Source organism: Pseudomonas sp. Q1 (assembly GCF_009935975.1).
Classification (GTDB): Bacteria; Pseudomonadota; Gammaproteobacteria; order Pseudomonadales; family Pseudomonadaceae; genus Aquipseudomonas; species Aquipseudomonas palleroniana.
In genome coordinates this window covers 137,644-153,940 of the sequence record NZ_QODI01000010.1, presented here as the reverse complement: position 1 = coordinate 153,940, position 16,297 = coordinate 137,644, and the positions used below count along the sequence as shown (strand labels likewise).

Genomic DNA, 16,297 nt, shown 5'->3' with positions numbered 1-16,297 from the left:
CATAAAATGTAGGCAGAGAAAACGGTTTGTGTAAGAAACAGGAGTTTCGTTTATCGGATATCTGTACTCCATCCGCCACCCAATGCTTTGTACAAGGCAATGCTGGCTTGCACGCGCGACAGCCGCAGTTGCACGTTCAAGTCCTGGGCGGCGTACAGCGTGCGTTGGGTTTCCAGAACCGTCAGCAGGTCTTCCGCGCCGGCCTGGTAGCGGCTTTGCGAGATCTGGAAGGCCGTCTGGGCCTGTTGCAGTTCTTCGGCTTGCCACTGGCGCTGCTGGTCCAGGCGCGTGATGCTGCTGAGGGCTTTTTCCACATCGGCAAAGCCGTTGATGATCGCGCCTCGGTAAGCCTGCAGCAGCTCATCCTGGCGCGCGCGGGCTTTGTCGCGTTCGGCGGTCAGACGGCCATGGTTGAAAATCGGTGCGACCAGCCCGGAGGTCAGGTTGTAGAACGGGCTGCGCAGAATCTCTTCTGCCTTGGACGAGCCCGAGCCCAGGGTCGCGCCCAGGGTCACGGTGGGCAGCATCGCCGCGCGGGCCACCGTGATGTCGGCACTGGCCGCCGCCAGTTGCGCTTCCGCCTGGGCGAGATCGGGACGGCGGCTCAATAGCTGGCTGGGTACCCCGGCGCCGATGGCCGGCCAAGTCAGGCTTTGGAACGCTTCGCTGCCCAGGTCCAGGGCTTGCACCGGCTGGCCGAGCAGCGCGGCGAGGGTAATCCGGGATTCCTCGGCCAGTTGTTGGATCAACGGCAACTGCCGCTGCTGGCTGGCCACCTGGCTTTTCTGCTGGGCCAGTTCCAGGGCGGTGGCGGAGCCTGAGTCAAAGCGGGTTTGCACCAGGTTCAGCACGTTGCGCGCATTCGCCAGGTTCAGCTCGGCGATCTGCAGGCGTTGGCGCGCGGCCAGGGTTTGCGCGTAGCGGTCGGCCACATTGCTGAGCAGCGTCAGTTCCACGGTGGCCTGGTCGAACTCACTGGCGCGCAGGGTGTACAGCGCACTGTCCCGGGCGGCGGCGCGGCCACCCCAGAAGTCCAGCTCATAACTGGCGGTGAGGTTGGCGCCGAAATTGTCCACGGTGTTGTTGTTTTCGGTAGCATCCAGCGACGAGTTACCGCTGCCGTGCAGCAGTTTTTCACGGCTGGCGCTCAGGTTGAATTTAACTTCAGGCAACAACGGCGCCCCGGCTATTACGGCACTGGCCTGGGCCTGGCGCACCCGTGCCATGGCGGCGGCCACGTCGAAACTGTCACGGCGCGCCTGATCGATCAGCCGGTTGAGTGACACGCTACCAAACTGCGTCCACCAACGCTGGTTGCTTGCTTGCGCGGCCTCACGTTCCGCGTACTGCCAGGCAGTCGGCGGCGCGATGCCGTTGTCCACGGCCGGCGGGCTGCCGGCGCAGGCGCTGAGCGCCAGGCACAGGCTGAGCACGGATAGCGGGAAGGGTTTATTCACTGGTCAACGCCTTAACCGGATCGAGCCGGGCTGCTTTACGGGCCGGCATAAAGCCGAATACGACACCGGTGACCAGCGCACAGCCAAACGCACCCGCCACCGCCACCAGGGAAAACTGCACCGCCACCTGCGCCAGCACCAACACGCCGCCCACCAGCAGCGCCAGGCCGATACCGCACAGGCCGCCGACCACCGAGAGCATCACCGCCTCGGTGAGGAACTGGCGCAGGATGTCGCGCTGGCGCGCACCGGTCGCCATGCGGATACCGATTTCACGGGTGCGTTCGCGCACGGTCATCAACATGATGTTCATCACGCCGATGCCACCCACCAGCAGCGAAATGGCGGCAATCGAGCCCAGCATCAGCGACAGGGTGTTCTGCGTGCGCGCTTCGGCCTGGATCATCGCGGCGTTGTTGGTCAGGTGATAGTCGGGCTTGCCGTGGTGCAGGCGCTTGAGCAATTGGTCAATGGCCTGCTCGGCGTCGTGTACCCGGCTGGCGTCGGCGGCGGCGATCACCACGTATTCCGGGTTGTAGCTGCCAAACAGGCGGATGCTGGCGGCGGAGTAGGGGATGGCGATGCGGTCGTCACTGTCTTTGTTGCCGGAACTGGAGCCCTTCTCCTGAAGTACGCCCACCACCTGGAATGGCACGTTTTCGATCAGGATGTATTGGCCGATGGGGTTGATCAAACCTTTGAACAACTTGTCGCGCACGCGGGCGCCGATCACCGCCACCGTGGCGGCGTTGCGTTCATCGGCTTCGGTGAAGTAGCTGCCTTCCACGACCGGCCAGTTGAAAATGCCCGGGAATTGCGTGTCGTTGCCGCCCACATAGGCCATGTAGTCGATGTTGCCGAAGCGCACACCGGCTTCGGCGCCGTTGACCGGCATGATGCGCTTGACCTGCGGCAGCGTGGCCAGCGCCGCCACGTCCTGCGGGGTAATGATGCCCAGCGGTGTACGCGGGTTCGGCGACGAACCACTGACATACAAAATGTTCGAGCCGAATGCGCCCATTTGCGCCATCACCTGGCGCTTGCTGCCTTCGCCCACCGCCAGCATCACCACCACCGAGGCGACGCCGATGATGATCCCCAGCAAGGTCAGGGCCGTGCGAAATCGGTTGATCCACATCACCCGCCACGCCGCCCGTACGGCGTCGAGCAGCTCGGCCTTCCAGGCGCCGTTGTGTTCGGCGCCGTCGGCCAGGCGCTGGCGCAGGTCCACCGCTTGCAGGGCGCCGGCCGTGAGGGTGGGGGCGGGGCTGTCGGCCTCGGCCGAGTCACTGATGATCAGGCCGTCGCGGATCTCGATGATACGGTTGGCGCGTGCGGCCACATCACGGTCGTGGGTGATCAGGATCACCACGTGGCCTTGGCTCGCCAACTCGTCCAGCAGGTTCATCACCTCGGCGCCGCTGTGGCTGTCGAGGGCGCCGGTGGGCTCGTCGGCGAGGATGATATGCCCGCCATTCATCAGTGCCCGGGCAATCGACACGCGTTGCTGCTGGCCACCGGAAAGCTGGTGCGGACGGTTGCCGGTGCGCTCGGCCAGGCCCAGGCGAGTGAGCAGGGCATGGGCCCGCGCATGGCGTTCATCGGCACTGATACCGGCGTAGATCGCCGGCATCTCGACGTTTTCCTGGGCGGAGCCCGACGGGATCAGGTGATAACCCTGAAACACAAACCCGAACGCCTCGCGGCGCAGCCAGGCCAAGGCGTCGCTGTCCAGGTGCGCGACATTTTCCCCGGCGAACAGGTACTCGCCTTCGGTGGGTCGGTCGAGGCAACCGAGGATATTCATCAACGTGGATTTGCCGGAGCCGGACGCACCGACGATGGCGACGAATTCCCCGGCATGAATCGACAGGTCGATGCCGCGCAGCACGTCGACTTGCGGGCTGTCACCGCCGCCGTAGGATTTGCGGATGTGCTTGAGTTCGATCAGGGGCGTGCTCAACTCAGCCCCCGTTGCCGTCGGCCGGGCCGATCAACAGGTGCTCGCCTTCGCGCAAGCCGTCCAGCACCTCGACACGCAGGCGGTCGCTGATGCCCAGGCGGACTTCGCGGTCCTCGATAGCGCCGTTTTTCGCCACGACCCGGGCGATCTGCCGGTCGGCACTGGCGGTGCCTTGCAGGGCGGCAACGGGCACGGTCAGCGCATCCTTGACTTGGCCGGCGACGAAAAATACCTGGGCGGTCATCTCGGCCATCAGCGCGTTGTCGGCGTTGTCCACATCCAAAAGCACCGTATACAGCACCACACGGCCACTCCCGCTTTTGCTCGTGCTGCTGGGGCTGCCACCGCCCTGGCTGGTCTCATTGAGGGGCTTGGGCGGGATCGGCAGGATCTGTCGCACGGTGCTGGTCCAGCGTCGATTGCCGCCGCTCAGCGTGGTGAAGTAGGCCGTCATGCCGGGCTTGACGTGGCCGATGTCGGCTTCTGAAACCTCAGCCCACACCGTCATCGGCGACAGCTTGGCGATCCGCAGGATCAAGGGTGTTTGTTGCTGGGCATTGAGCGTCTGGCCGACGCGTGCGTCCACGGCGACCACGGTGCCATCCATCGGCGCGAAGATCCGCGTGTAACCCAACTCGGCTTCGTCGCTGCGCAGGCTGGCCTGGGCCTGGCGAATCTGTGCCTGGAACATCTCGACCCGCGCCTGGGTGGCACTCAGTTCGGCCTGGGCGGTTTGCACATCTTCCTCACGGGTGGCGTTGCCGGCGGCCAGGCGTTGCTGACGCTGGTACTTCTGGCGTGCCAGGGCATGCTGGGCTGTTTGTTCCTGCAACTGGGCCTTGAGGTTTTCGATGGCGTAGCGGCTGGCATCGAGCTTGGCTTTTTGCGTGGACGGGTCGATCTCCACCAGCAGTTGGCCGGCCTTGACCTGATCACCGGCTTCTACGTGGATCTTCTGGATCTGCCCGGAAGCCTGGGCGCCAACGTCGACATAGCGCCGGGGTTGCAAGGTGCCGAGGGCGGTGACGCTGTTTTCGATACTGCCGCGGGTGACGGTGACGGTCGCGTAAGTGTCACGGCCCGGGGGAAGGGCCTGCCAGGCTGCGGCCGCGATGATGGGAATCAGGCACGCTGCGATAAGCAGGGCGCGTCGGGCAGGTCGAGGGCGTTTCATGCTTGTGTTCCAGCCAGTCAAGATCGGGGCGCAGTCGCGCAGAGCTGACAGTTAAACGAGGAAATTGGCCGGAGATTTAGCCGGTTACACAAGCAGTTACAGGTTCGGTGAAGAAAAAAAATGACCGTTGAGGCGAGAGCTGTTTAAAAGTAGATGAGAATTACTATAAATTGCACGCTCTCAAACTGCTATCACTGAACAGTCGCACTTGCCGGTGCGCGCACCTAATGCCGCCACGGGTCTGTCGGGAGTCATGTTGGAAAACTACTATCGCGAGCTGGTGTGTTTCCTCAACGCCAAGCTGGGCAACCGCCAGGTGGCCGAGGATGTGGTGCATGACGCGTATGTCCGGGTGTTGGAACGCTCCAGTGACACGCCGATCGAGCAGCCACGCGCGTTTCTGTACCGCACGGCACTGAACCTGGTGATCGACGGCCATCGACGCAATGCCCTGCGTCAGGCCGAACCCCTGGAGGTGCTGGACAGCGAAGAGCGTTTCGCCACGGACTCGCCGCACATCAGTCACGACCGTGGGCAGCGCCTGGAAATGCTCGAGCGTGCCCTGGCCGAATTGCCGGCCGCCTGCCGCGACAGCTTCCTGCTGCGCAAACTCGACGGCTTGTCTCACCTGCAAATCGCCGAGCGCCTGAACATTTCCCGCGCCCTGGTAGAAAAGCACATCGTCAATGCCATGAAGCATTGCCGGGTGCGAATGCGCGAGTGGGAAGCACACTGATCGCTGATCAGTTAAATTTTATTTCACTGTCCTCGTTTCCTATCAACACACGACCTGATGTGCGGGTCGCGAAGGTATTCCCGCCCCACCGCCAGGGGCTTATCCAGAGGACACTGGAATGACACAGGCAATTGCTTCGGCTGCGGTTCACGACCTGATCGGTATCGGTTTCGGCCCTTCGAACCTGGCGCTGGCCATCGCCCTGCAGGAGCGCGAAAAGGCCCAGGGCAAACTGGACGTACTGTTTCTCGACAAACAGGCCGACTATCGCTGGCACGGTAATACCCTGGTCACCCAGAGTGAGTTGCAGATCTCCTTCCTCAAAGACCTGGTGACCTTGCGCAACCCCACCAGCCCTTACTCTTTCGTCAATTACTTGAAAGCCCACGACCGTTTGGTGGATTTCATCAACCTGGGCACCTTCTATCCGTGCCGCATGGAGTACAACGACTACCTGCGCTGGGTCGCCGGGCAGTTCCAGGCCCAGGCGCGCTACGGCGAAGAAGTGCTGGCGATCGAGCCGATCCTGCACCAGCAGCAGGTTGAAGCGCTGCGTGTGATTTCCCGCGATGCGCTGGGCGAGCAGCATGTACGCACCACCCGCAACGTGGTGGTGAGCCCTGGTGGCACCGCGCGCGTGCCCGAAGCGTTCAAGGGCCTCAAGGATGATGGCCGTGTCTTCCACCACTCTCAGTACCTGGAGCGCATGGCCACCCAGCCCTGTGTCGAAGGCAAGGCGATGCGTGTTGCGATCATCGGCGGTGGTCAGAGTGCGGCCGAGGCGTTTATCGACTTGAACGACAGCTTCCCGTCGGTGCAGGTCGACATGATCCTGCGCGGTTCGGCACTCAAGCCCGCCGATGACAGCCCGTTCGTCAACGAAGTGTTTTCGCCGGCCTTTACCGACCTGGTGTTCCAGCAAGTCGGTGCCGAACGCGAGCGGCTGGTTGCCGAGTACCAGAACACCAACTACTCGGTGGTGGACCTGGACCTGATCGAGCGTATCTACGGCATCTTCTACCGCCAGAAAGTCTCCGGCATCGCCCGCCAGGCGTTCCGCCCCCTGACCGTGGTGGAGAAAGCCAGCGCCAGCGCGCTGGGCATTGAACTGATCCTGCGCGACAACGCCAGCGGCGTAACCAGCGTCAACCACTACGACGCGGTCATCCTCGCCACGGGGTATGAGCGCCAGCAACACCGCGAACTGTTGGCGCCGTTGCAAGCCTATATGGGCGACTTCGAAGTGGCCCGCGATTACCGCATCATCACCGATGAACGTTGCAAGGCGGGCGTCTACATCCAGGGCTTCAGCCAGGCCAGCCATGGCTTGAGCGATACCTTGCTGTCGGTACTGCCGATTCGCGCGGACGAAATTGCGAGCTCGTTGTTCGAGCATGACCGCCATCGTGGCACAGGACGTTCGGTGCAGGATCTGCTCCTCGCCACCGCGAGTTGATCGTCTGCCGTAGGGGCGAGCACGCTCGCTCCTACAGACGGTACTGGCAACGCCGTCCGGCTCCTGATACTGTACAAAAAACCAGTATCGGTAGCCCTCCATGCAGTTGATCGAAAAACTCAGCATCCTCGCCGACGCCGCCAAGTACGACGCTTCCTGCGCCAGCAGTGGCGCGCCCAAGCGCAGTTCCGAGGGCAAGGCCGGGCTGGGTTCCACCGACGGCATGGGCATCTGCCACAGCTACACCCCGGATGGTCGCTGCGTGTCGTTGCTCAAGGTGTTGCTGACCAACTTCTGCCTCTACGACTGCCAGTATTGCGTCAACCGCCGCTCCAGCGACGTGCCCCGCGCACGCTTCAGCCCGGAGGAGGTGGTGACCCTGACCCTGGACTTCTACCGGCGCAATTGCGTCAGCGGGCTGTTTCTCAGTTCCGGCATCATCCGTTCGGCCGACTACACCATGGAACAGTTGGTGCGCGTGGCCAAGCTGCTGCGCGAAGAGCACGACTTTCGCGGCTATATCCACCTCAAGACCATTCCCGAAGCCGACCCGGCGCTGATCGCCGAAGCGGGGCGCTATGCGGATCGCCTGAGCGTGAATATCGAATTGCCCACCGATGCCAGCCTGCAAACCCTGGCACCGGAGAAACAGATCGGCTCGATCAAGCAGGCGATGCGCACCATCTACACCGGCGAGCAGACCGTCCTCAACGAACCCCGGGCGCCGCGTTTTGCCCCGGCCGGGCAGAGCACGCAGATGATCGTCGGCGCCGATGACACTGACGACAGCACCATCCTGCATGGCGCCGAGGCGTTGTATGGCAACTTCAAGCTGCGCCGCGTTTATTACTCGGCGTTCAGCCCCATTCCCAACAGCCCGAAAAGCGTGCCCCTGGCCGCACCCCCGCTGATGCGCGAGCACCGCTTGTACCAGGCCGACTTCCTGTTGCGCAGCTACGGTTTCAGCGCCAACGAGCTGTTTGAAGGCCCAGGCCACCTGGCGTTGGATATCGACCCCAAGCTGGCCTGGGCCCTGGACAACCGCGAAGTGTTCCCCTTGGACCTGAACCGCGCCGAACCCACGTTGATCGCACGCATCCCCGGCATTGGCTTGCGCACCACCCAGCGCCTGGTGGACTTGCGGCGTGAACGCAAGATCCGTTTCGAAGACCTGGCGCGCATGCGGTGCGTGCTGGCCAAGGCCAAGCCGTTCTTCATCACCAGTGACTATCACCCGCAACAGGCCGACAGCAGCAGTGTGCTGCTGCGCGAGCAGTTGCGCGACCGTCCGCAGCCGCAACAAATGGGGTTATGGGGATGATCAGCCTGGAATGCGACAACCTGTTCAGCACCTGGCGCGAACAGGCGCGCTGGTTGCTCAGCCATCAGGTCGACCCGAGCCAGGTGAGCTGGGGTGAGGCAGAGGTGGCGGACCTGTTTGCCACCGATGAGCCGATCCCTGCCGGGCTGGGGCCGTTCCAGGCGCGCATTCCCAAGGCACTGCTGGTGTTGCTGGAGTCGGCGGCCCGTTACCACGGCGACCAGCGCTGGAGCCTGCTGTACGAAGTGCTATGGCGGGTCAGCCATGGTGACCGTACGGCGATGCTGGCGGGGGACAAGTTGGGCAGCGAGTTGCAGCGGCGGATCAAGCAGGTGAGCCGTGAAGCCCATCACCTGCATGCCTTTGTACGGTTCATTGCACTGCCGGCCGAGGCGGGGCCGCAGTTGCCGGAGTACGTCGCCTGGCATGAGCCGGCCCATGACATTCTCGAGAGTGCCAGCCAGCATTTTATCGGACGCATGGGGCGCCATCGCTGGATGATCGCCACGCCTCTGGACGGGGTGTACTACGACGGCGAGCAGTTGATTCATCAACGCGAATGCCCCGAGGCGTGGCGGCAACTGGCGCAGACTGTCGAAGACCCGCACAGCGACATGTGGCTGACCTACTACAGCCATATCTTCAACCCGGCGCGCTTGAACCCCAAAGTCATGGAAGGGCACTTGCCGAGTCGGTTCTGGAAGAACCTGCCGGAGGGCAAATTGATACCGGGCCTGATCAGCGAAGCGCGAACGGGCAAACAGAAGGACGGACAGGCCGCGCCGATCAGCACCCGCCCCGGCAAACGCATTGCCTTGTAGTGAGCGGGCTTGCCCCGCGCTGGGTGGCACAGCCGCCCCAAATCCGCTCACCTCGGTATTCCTGAAATACCACGGCGTCCTTGTTGGGGCGGCTGCGCCCCTCAGCGCGGGACAGGCCCTAATGCCAGTCAGTTAAGCGATAGAACGGACGATGAATAACTTGTGGGAGGGGGCTTGCTCCCGATGAGGGTGTGCCAGTCAGCAGTTTATCGACTGACCCACCGCTATCGGGAGCAAGCCCCCTCCCACAGTGACCGCATTAATCCTTAACTGACTGGATTAGGACAAGCCCGCTCACTACATCAGGTCAGCTCGATGGCGGTGTTTTTCACCACCGCCAACTCCGGATGTGCCACCAACTTGTCGATGTGCAACTCATCGTTGTTCAACCAGGTCTCGGTCAGCACCCGGTAGTGCTCCATATCGCGGCAGCGCATGCGCAGGCTGTAGTCGAACGGCCCGCTGATCAACTGGCATTCGAACACCTGAGGGCAGGCTTTGACGCAGGCCTCGAATGCCTTCTGCGCCGAGCGCCCGCTTTGGTTGGACAAGGCTACCAGCACCAGCAGCGACAACCCCGGCGAGACCATCTGTACATCGATGATCGCCCCGTACCCGCGAATCACCCCGCGTCGCTCCAGCTTGCGCACCCGTTCCAGGCAGGGCCTGGGCGTCAGGTGCACCAGCGACGAGAGCTTTTCGTAGGTGATGCGCCCCTGGTGGCGCAACACATCGATGATCGCTTCATCGATGCGATCCAGCGCAGGGGAAGAATGGGGTCCGTTGGCCTTGGTATCCATGAGTTCACTTCAAACGGTTGGAAAGAAATTGCTGCAAGCGTTCGCTGCTGGGGTGATCAAGGATGTCGGCTCCGCCTTGTTCCTCGACCCGCCCCTGGTGCAAAAACAGCACTTGGCTGGACACCTGGCGGGCAAAGCCCATTTCGTGGGTGACCATCAGCATGGTACGGCCTTCCTCGGCCAACGTCTGTATGACTTTGAGGACTTCTCCTACGAGTTCTGGGTCCAGCGCTGAGGTCGGTTCATCGAACAGAATGATCTCGGGTTCCATCGCCAGCGCCCGTGCAATGGCCACGCGTTGCTGCTGGCCACCCGACAGAAATGCCGGGTATTGATCTGCCACGCGGCTCGGCAGGCCGACTTTGTCCAGGTACAGACGCGCGCGTTGTTGCGCCTCGGCGGCGCTGACGCCCAGCACCCGGCGCGGGGCCATGGTGATGTTCTCCAGCACCGTCATATGACTCCACAGGTTGAAATGCTGGAACACCATGGCCAGGCGTGTGCGCAGGTTTTGCAGTTGCGCCGGGTGGGGTGCACGGGTGCCGGCGCGGCCGGGCTGCATTTTGAGGCTGATGCCGTCCAGGGTGATCACCCCGGCGTCCGGCTGTTCGAGAAAGTTGACGCACCGCAGCAGGGTGCTCTTGCCCGAGCCGCTGGCGCCGATCAGGCTGATCACGTCGCCGTTGCGGGCGTTGAGGGACACGCCCTTGAGCACTTCGTGTTCGCCGTAGCGTTTGTGGATGCCTTCGACTTGCAGCTTGATAGCCGCAGTTGCGGGTGTGGCAACGGGTACATCGAGCGGGTAAGCGGCCAGGGCCTGTGCGGACTGATTCATGGGTTAGCCTCGGGTAGAAACAAGGAAGCGCATCCAGCGACGTTCGGCCAGTCGAAACAGGCCCACCAGTGCAAAGGACAGCAGCATGTAGAGCAGGGCGGCGATGCCGAACGCCTGGAACGTCAGGAACGTCTCGGCATTCGCATCGCGGGCCACCTTGAGGATGTCGGCGACGGTGGCGGTGAACGCCAGAGAGGTGGCGTGCAGCATCAGGATCATTTCGTTGCTGTAGGCCGGCAATGCGCGACGCAATGCCGCCGGCACCACCACAAACAGATTGAGCCGCCAGCCGTGCAGGCCATAGGCGCGGGCCGCTTCGATTTCACCGTAGGGAATATTGCGGATCGCTCCGGCGAAAATTTCCACGGTGTAGGCGCAAGTGTTGAGTACGAAGGCGAGCAGGGTGCAGTTCAGGGCATTGCGGAAAAACTGGTTGAGCAGCGCGTTGTCCTGCACCACTTCCAGGCTGTACAGCCCGGTGTAGCAAATCAGCAGTTGGATATACAGCGGTGTGCCGCGAAACAGGTAGGTGTAGACCTCCACCGGCCAGCGCAACCAGTAGTGCTCCGAAACGCGAGCCAGTGCCAAGGGTATCGACAGCGCAAAGCCGAGCACCACCGAGACAATAAACAACCACAAGGTCATGGCCACGCCGGACAGGCCCGTGCCATCGCTGAACAGGTAGGCCAGGCCGTATTGCTGAAACAGTTCGATCATCGTGCCATCCCCTTGATGCCGAGGTTGTAGCGCCGTTCGAGGCGTTTGAGGACGCGGTTGGACAAGGTGGTGATCACCAGATAGACCAGGCCGGCGAGGATCAGGAAATACAACGGTTCGTTAGTGGTCTTGCCGGCGTTCTGGGCGGCCTTGACCAGATCCGACAAGCCGATGATTGACACCAGTGCCGTGGATTTGAGCAGCACCAGCCAGTTATTGCCCAGGCCCGGCAGGGCGAAGCGCATCAACTGCGGGAACAGCACCAGGTGAAAACGCTGCCGGCGGCTCAAGCCATAGGCGGTCGCGGCTTCCAACTGGCCGACCGGCACACTGAGGATCGCGCCGCGAAAGTTTTCGGTGAAATACGCGCCGTAGATAAAGCCCAGGGTGATCACCCCGGCGGTGAACGGGTCGATTTCCAAGTAGTCCCAGCCGAACACTTCACTCAGGTCGTTGAGCCACAGTTGCAAGCTGTAGAAAATCAGCAGGATCAGCACCAGGTCCGGCATGCTGCGGATCAGCGTGGTGTACAGCGTGGCCGGCACGCGCAGCCATCGGGCGCTGGACAGTTTGGCGCCGGCGGCAATCAGGCCGAGGGTGAGGCTCAGGGCCAGTGCCAGGAACGCCAGCTTGAGCGTCATCCACGCGCCTTGAGCCAGCATCGGGCCGTAGCCCTGCAGATTGAGGAATTCGTTCATGGGGGAGGTCTCTAAAGGGCCCGGACATACCCTCGTGGGAGCGGGCTTCTGTGGGAGGGGGCTTGCTCCCGATAGCGGTGGGTCAGTCAATGCATGTGTCGACTGGCATGTCCTCATCGGGGGCAAGCCCCCTCCCACATAAGCCTTCTCTCACAGGGTCGGGGTGGGCATCACTCGTGGTAGATGTCCTGATCGCCGAAGTACTTCTTCTGGATTTGCGCATAGGTGCCATCAGCCTGCACCGCGGCGATGCCTTTGTTGATCAGCTCACGCAACTGCTGATCGTTCTTGCGCAGGCCCATGGCGATATCCAGGGGCAGGGTCGGGTCCTTGAAGGCCGGGCCGGTCTTGAAGTCGGCGCCTTCGGGCTTGGACAGGAAGTTGAGCTGGGCTTCGAGCTTGTCGGTCAGGGTGGCATCGAGGCGACCGTTTTGCAGGTCGGCGTAGTTCTGCTCCTGGGACTGGTACGCCTTGATCTGTGCCCCCAGCTTGGCCAACTGCGCACGGGCATAGGCTTCCTGCAGCGAGCCCTGCAGCACGCCCACTTGTTTGCCCTTCAATGATTGCGGGGTGTCGCCGAAGTCGGCGCTTTTGCGCGTGATCACCGAGGTCGGGCTGAGGAACAGCCGGTCGCTGAAGTCGATGACCTTCTCGCGGGCCGGGGTCACGGCCATGGACGACATGATTGCGTCGAACTTGCGCGCCCGCAGGGCCGGGATCATGCCGTCGAATTCGTTATGCACCCAGGTGCATTTGACCTCGAGCTTGGCGCAGATCGCATTGCCCAATTCAATATCGAAGCCTTGCAGGCTGCCGTCTGCGGCGACGGACTCGAAGGGGGGATACTCGGGGAACACGCCGAAGCGGATTTCTTTCCAATCTTGCGCATGGGCGGCGGTGGCGCACAGTGGCAACAGCAATGCAGCGAAGAGTGATCGCAGTGAAGTCATGGTGGAGTCCCTATGTTTTGTAATTGATGTCAGGGGCAGTCATAAAGTTGAAACATCCTTCTCGTCGGCGCAGAGAATGCTCCATGGTGGTGCGTTTTTTGTGTCGTTTACCCCCTGCATAAAGCGCAAATTGCGCTGTTAAAAAGTGCAATGCAGCGGAATCGGCTGTTGCACGGGCTGAATCGGCTTGTCAAAGCTGGAATTCTGGCCTGCCTCGGGCGTGAAGCGGCAGGCCAGAGCGGTCTCAGGCGCGCTTTTTCTGCTGTGCCGCCGGTTGTTGGGCCAGCCGTGCGTACAGGTCTTTCGGGTCGGCCAGGTCCGGCACCAGCTCCAGTTCACGGCCAACCTCCAGGGCCTTGGCCACATCCAGCACATAGCGCAGCGCCGAATAGTCTTCGATGGCAAAGCCCACCGAATCGAACAGGGTGACCTGGCGCGCGTTCTCGCGGCCTGGCTGCCGGCCGTTGATCACCTGCCACAGTTCGGTGACCGGCGAATCTTGCGGCATTTGCTGGATTTCGCCTTCGATGCGGCTCTGCGGTTCGTACTCGACGATCACCCGGGCGCGCTCGACGATACGTCGGTCCAGCTCGGTCTTGCCCGGGCAATCGCCGCCCACGGCATTCAGGTGCATGCCCGGTTCGATCATGTCGTCGGTGAGAATCGTCGCGTAGGCCTTGTCGGCGGTCACGGTGGTGACGATGTCCGCACCTTTGACCGCTTCGGCCACGCTGCCAGCCAGGATCACCTTGATCGCCGGGAACGCCTTGAGGTTGGCGGCGAGTTTGGCGGTGGCCTGGGCGTCGATATCGAACAGGCGGATTTCATTGATGCCGAGCATGGCGTGGAACGCCACGGCCTGGAATTCGCTTTGTGAGCCGTTGCCGATCAACGCCATGCTGCGGCTGTTGTCGCGAGCCAGGTAGCGCGCCACCAGCGCCGAAGTGGCGGCGGTGCGGATGGCGGTGGTCAGGGTCATTTCCGCGAGCAGCACCGGCTGGCCGGTATCCACATCGCCCAGGGCACCGAAGGCCATCACTGTGAGCAGGCCGGCCAGGGTGTTTTTCGGGTGGCCGTTGACGTATTTGAAGGCGTACAGCGAGGCGTCGGACACCGGCATCAACTCGATCACGCCGTCCGGCGAGTGGTTGGCCAGGCGTGCGCATTTTTTGAAATCCGGCCAGCGCAGGTAGTCGGCGCGGATGTACTCGGCCATTTCGCTGATGCAGGTGGGCAGGCCCTTCTGCGAGACCAGGTAGCAGAGGTCGTTGACGTCGATGTAACGGGTCATGGCAAGACTCCTTATTGAAATGAGGGGCGGGCAGGCAAGTGCACTTCCGCCAGCATGCAGCGGGCACTGCCGCCACCGATGCGTTCGATGTTGTCGATGTTCACCACCACGGGGCGCGTGTGGCGCTCCACGTGCTGGCGCTGTGCCGGTTGCAGCGCGCCCCAGGCGCTGGCGGACATCACCAGCAGCGGCTGGCCGTCACGGTCATGCACTTCGAGCATGTTGCCGGCGAAGGCTTCGAGCTGCTCGAAGTCGAGGCTGAGGATGTCTTTGCCGGTGTCGCGCAGGGAGCGTTCCAGGGCCTGGCGTTCGGTGACGTCGGGCAGGGCCTGCAGGCACACCACCGAGAGGTCGCGGCCGACGCTCATCATCACGTTGCTGTGGTAGATCGGCGCCTGGTGACGGTCCACGGCGTGGAACACGCACAGTCGGTAGTCGAGGCGTTCGGCGAACTGGCGCAGGGCGTCCTGGTGCGTGCGCCCGGAGTGGCAGGCGTAGCTGATGCGGTGCTGGCGGTCGAGCACCATGCTGCCGGTGCCTTCGAGGAAAATGTTCTGTTGTTCCAGGTGACTGAGGTCAATGGTGTGGTGGATTGCAAAACGCTGCTCCAGTATCTGCAACACCCCCTTGTCGCGTTCCAGTCGTCGGTTCTGGCCTTCCATCGGGTACAGCACCAGGCTGCCGTCGGCGTGGCTGCTCCACCAGTTATTCGGGAAAATCGAGTCGGGCGTGTGGGGCGCCGGCGTGTCCTGCACCACCAGTACCTCCACGCCATGCCGGCGCAGGGTATCGACATAACCGTCGAACTCTTCCAGCGCTTTGTGCTGCACGCCTGACGGGTCGAGGGGTGGGCGCTGGAAGCGGTTGTTGATCGCGGTGTCCGGGTTGAAGGCAAAGCGCGCCGGGCGAATCATCAGGACGGTGTTGGTGGTTTGCATGGGGCACGAAATCCATGGGGTGAGCGTTGACGCTATTTTGTGCGTTGTGCTGGGTGAATCCCGGCTGAAACAACCAGGTGGCCCAGCCGGGAAAGCTGAAAGGCGGGGTGTGGCAGCCGAATCGGCTGTTGGAGTGAAATGCGCTCAAACGGTGGGAGGGGCGGTGCGACATTGGTATTGTGGGGTCTGTCATAGCCGTGTCAGGCAGGAGGAATCATGTCTACCGCCGTTCGTCTCGCTCAAGCCTCAGATGCCGAAGGCATCAGCCAGGTCATCCTCGCCGCCTTGCACAGCAGCAATGCACGGGATTACCCGGCGGATGTGATCGCCCGCGTGGCGAGCAACTTCACACCGGATGCCGTGCTGGAGCTGCTCAAGCGCCGCGTCGTGCTGGTGGCGGTCCAGGATCAAATGATCGTCGCCACCGCTGCCCTCGACGCCAATGTGGTGCGCTCGGTGTTCGTCAACCCGGCACTGCAAGGGCAGGGGATTGGCCGGCTATTGATGATTGAAATCGAACTGCGTGCCCGCGAAGCCGGGGTGACGACCCTGAGCGTGCCGTCCTCGCTGACCGCCGAGCCGTTCTACACCAAGCTGGGGTTTCATACGGTGCGCGACGTTTACCACGGCAACGAGCGCACGCTGGTGATGGAGAAAACCCTGTTATCACGCCACCCCATCGGGCTGTACCGTGACCGTCAGCACCGCGCACAGGTGATCGCGTTGTGGCAGGAGGCGTTTGGCTATGACACTGCGCATAACCTGCCGAGCCTGGCGATCGATAAGAAGCTGGCGGTCAATGATGGGTTGTTCTTCGTCGCGACAGACAAAAAGGCCGTGATTGGGACTGTGCTTGCCGGCTACGACGGCCATCGTGGTTGGCTGTATTCGGTGGCGGTGCACGCGGACTATCGGCGGCATGGCTTGGGGTCGTCGCTGGTGCGTTATGCGGAGCAGGCGTTGACGGCGTTGGGCTGCATGAAGATCAACCTGCAGATCACCGGCGGTAATGATGCGGTGGTGGGGTTCTACGAGGCGCTGGGGTATGGGGTGGAACCGAGGATCAGCATGGGCAAGAAGATTACGGAAAACATCAACGGTTGAGGCGCATGATCGACGGCAACCTGATCATGCCGGGTG

Annotated in this window: 15 protein-coding genes; 5 read left to right on the top strand and 10 right to left on the bottom strand. The window is 62.5% G+C overall.

Annotated elements, in window-relative coordinates; translation table 11 throughout:
- Positions 1-50: 50 nt before the first annotated feature.
- The 3 genes from DK870_RS17395 to DK870_RS17385 are packed head-to-tail and all read right to left on the bottom strand — an operon-like array spanning position 51 to position 4,594.
- A complete protein-coding gene (locus DK870_RS17395; protein WP_178126878.1) occupies positions 51-1,457 on the bottom strand; it encodes an efflux transporter outer membrane subunit in 1,407 nt (468 codons plus the stop codon).
- Complete coding sequence (locus DK870_RS17390; RefSeq protein ID WP_090369982.1) at positions 1,450-3,420, bottom strand: MacB family efflux pump subunit; 1,971 nt, start codon at positions 3,418-3,420, stop codon at positions 1,450-1,452. Before DK870_RS17390 ends, DK870_RS17395 begins: the two co-directional genes overlap by 8 nt.
- A gap of 1 nt (position 3,421) precedes the next feature.
- The gene (locus DK870_RS17385) at positions 3,422-4,594 is read right to left on the bottom strand and encodes an efflux RND transporter periplasmic adaptor subunit (protein WP_060756823.1); all 1,173 of its coding nucleotides are present in this window, start codon (positions 4,592-4,594) and stop codon (positions 3,422-3,424) included.
- A gap of 253 nt (positions 4,595-4,847) precedes the next feature.
- Between DK870_RS17385 and DK870_RS17380 the strand changes: the two genes are divergently transcribed.
- From DK870_RS17380 to DK870_RS17365, 4 genes are all read left to right on the top strand, one after another.
- Positions 4,848-5,330: a sigma-70 family RNA polymerase sigma factor gene (locus tag DK870_RS17380; RefSeq protein ID WP_090369987.1), complete on the top strand. Its 483-nt coding sequence runs from the start codon at positions 4,848-4,850 to the stop codon at positions 5,328-5,330.
- Between the two features lie 118 nt (positions 5,331-5,448).
- Positions 5,449-6,786, top strand: coding sequence for a lysine N(6)-hydroxylase/L-ornithine N(5)-oxygenase family protein (locus DK870_RS17375; RefSeq protein WP_161549237.1), 1,338 nt, complete (start codon positions 5,449-5,451; stop codon positions 6,784-6,786).
- A 100-nt stretch (positions 6,787-6,886) separates the two neighbouring features.
- A complete protein-coding gene (locus DK870_RS17370; protein WP_060756820.1) occupies positions 6,887-8,107 on the top strand; it encodes a putative DNA modification/repair radical SAM protein in 1,221 nt (406 codons plus the stop codon).
- Positions 8,104-8,928 carry a TIGR03915 family putative DNA repair protein gene (locus tag DK870_RS17365; protein ID WP_060756819.1) on the top strand — a complete coding sequence of 275 codons (825 nt, stop codon included), beginning with the start codon at positions 8,104-8,106 and terminating at the stop codon, positions 8,926-8,928. The genes DK870_RS17370 and DK870_RS17365 overlap by 4 nt, the downstream gene beginning before the upstream one ends.
- Positions 8,929-9,230: 302 nt before the next feature.
- On the opposite strand, the gene DK870_RS17360 is transcribed toward DK870_RS17365, so the two are convergent.
- The 7 genes from DK870_RS17360 to ctlX form a co-directional block, all read right to left on the bottom strand.
- Entirely contained in the window at positions 9,231-9,728 is a 498-nt protein-coding gene (locus DK870_RS17360; protein ID WP_060756818.1) for an Lrp/AsnC family transcriptional regulator, read from the bottom strand.
- A 4-nt stretch (positions 9,729-9,732) separates the two neighbouring features.
- A complete protein-coding gene (locus tag DK870_RS17355; protein ID WP_178126877.1) occupies positions 9,733-10,563 on the bottom strand; it encodes an ABC transporter ATP-binding protein in 831 nt (276 codons plus the stop codon).
- A gap of 3 nt (positions 10,564-10,566) precedes the next feature.
- Positions 10,567-11,280, bottom strand: coding sequence for an ABC transporter permease (locus DK870_RS17350; protein ID WP_161549236.1), 714 nt, complete (start codon positions 11,278-11,280; stop codon positions 10,567-10,569).
- A complete protein-coding gene (locus DK870_RS17345) occupies positions 11,277-11,978 on the bottom strand; it encodes an ABC transporter permease (RefSeq protein ID WP_161549235.1) in 702 nt (233 codons plus the stop codon). Before DK870_RS17345 ends, DK870_RS17350 begins: the two co-directional genes overlap by 4 nt.
- A 170-nt stretch (positions 11,979-12,148) precedes the next feature.
- The gene (locus tag DK870_RS17340) at positions 12,149-12,928 is read right to left on the bottom strand and encodes an ABC transporter substrate-binding protein (protein ID WP_060756814.1); all 780 of its coding nucleotides are present in this window, start codon (positions 12,926-12,928) and stop codon (positions 12,149-12,151) included.
- 244 nt (positions 12,929-13,172) lie between these two features.
- The gene (locus DK870_RS17335; RefSeq protein WP_161549234.1) at positions 13,173-14,219 is read right to left on the bottom strand and encodes an ornithine cyclodeaminase; all 1,047 of its coding nucleotides are present in this window, start codon (positions 14,217-14,219) and stop codon (positions 13,173-13,175) included.
- An 11-nt stretch (positions 14,220-14,230) separates the two neighbouring features.
- Positions 14,231-15,157, bottom strand: a complete 927-nt coding sequence (gene ctlX / locus DK870_RS17330) for a citrulline utilization hydrolase CtlX (RefSeq protein ID WP_161549233.1) — start codon at positions 15,155-15,157, stop codon at positions 14,231-14,233.
- Between the two features lie 216 nt (positions 15,158-15,373).
- Between ctlX and DK870_RS17325 the strand changes: the two genes are divergently transcribed.
- Positions 15,374-16,261, top strand: a complete 888-nt coding sequence (locus DK870_RS17325) for a GNAT family acetyltransferase (protein WP_161549232.1) — start codon at positions 15,374-15,376, stop codon at positions 16,259-16,261.
- Positions 16,262-16,297 lie beyond the last annotated feature (36 nt).

Excerpts from the sequence above, each read along its gene's own strand:
- DK870_RS17385 (WP_060756823.1), bottom strand. The coding sequence starts at position 4,594 with ATGAAACGCCCTCGACCTGCCCGACGCGCCCTGCTTATCGCAGCGTGC.
- DK870_RS17380 (WP_090369987.1), top strand. The coding sequence starts at position 4,848 with ATGTTGGAAAACTACTATCGCGAGCTGGTGTGTTTCCTCAACGCCAAG.
- DK870_RS17375 (WP_161549237.1), top strand. The coding sequence starts at position 5,449 with ATGACACAGGCAATTGCTTCGGCTGCGGTTCACGACCTGATCGGTATC.
- DK870_RS17370 (WP_060756820.1), top strand. The coding sequence starts at position 6,887 with ATGCAGTTGATCGAAAAACTCAGCATCCTCGCCGACGCCGCCAAGTAC.
- DK870_RS17365 (WP_060756819.1), top strand. The coding sequence starts at position 8,104 with ATGATCAGCCTGGAATGCGACAACCTGTTCAGCACCTGGCGCGAACAG.
- DK870_RS17360 (WP_060756818.1), bottom strand. The coding sequence starts at position 9,728 with ATGGATACCAAGGCCAACGGACCCCATTCTTCCCCTGCGCTGGATCGC.
- DK870_RS17355 (WP_178126877.1), bottom strand. The coding sequence starts at position 10,563 with ATGAATCAGTCCGCACAGGCCCTGGCCGCTTACCCGCTCGATGTACCC.
- DK870_RS17350 (WP_161549236.1), bottom strand. The coding sequence starts at position 11,280 with ATGATCGAACTGTTTCAGCAATACGGCCTGGCCTACCTGTTCAGCGAT.
- DK870_RS17345 (WP_161549235.1), bottom strand. The coding sequence starts at position 11,978 with ATGAACGAATTCCTCAATCTGCAGGGCTACGGCCCGATGCTGGCTCAA.
- DK870_RS17340 (WP_060756814.1), bottom strand. The coding sequence starts at position 12,928 with ATGACTTCACTGCGATCACTCTTCGCTGCATTGCTGTTGCCACTGTGC.
- DK870_RS17335 (WP_161549234.1), bottom strand. The coding sequence starts at position 14,219 with ATGACCCGTTACATCGACGTCAACGACCTCTGCTACCTGGTCTCGCAG.
- ctlX (WP_161549233.1), bottom strand. The coding sequence starts at position 15,157 with ATGCAAACCACCAACACCGTCCTGATGATTCGCCCGGCGCGCTTTGCC.
- DK870_RS17325 (WP_161549232.1), top strand. The coding sequence starts at position 15,374 with ATGTCTACCGCCGTTCGTCTCGCTCAAGCCTCAGATGCCGAAGGCATC.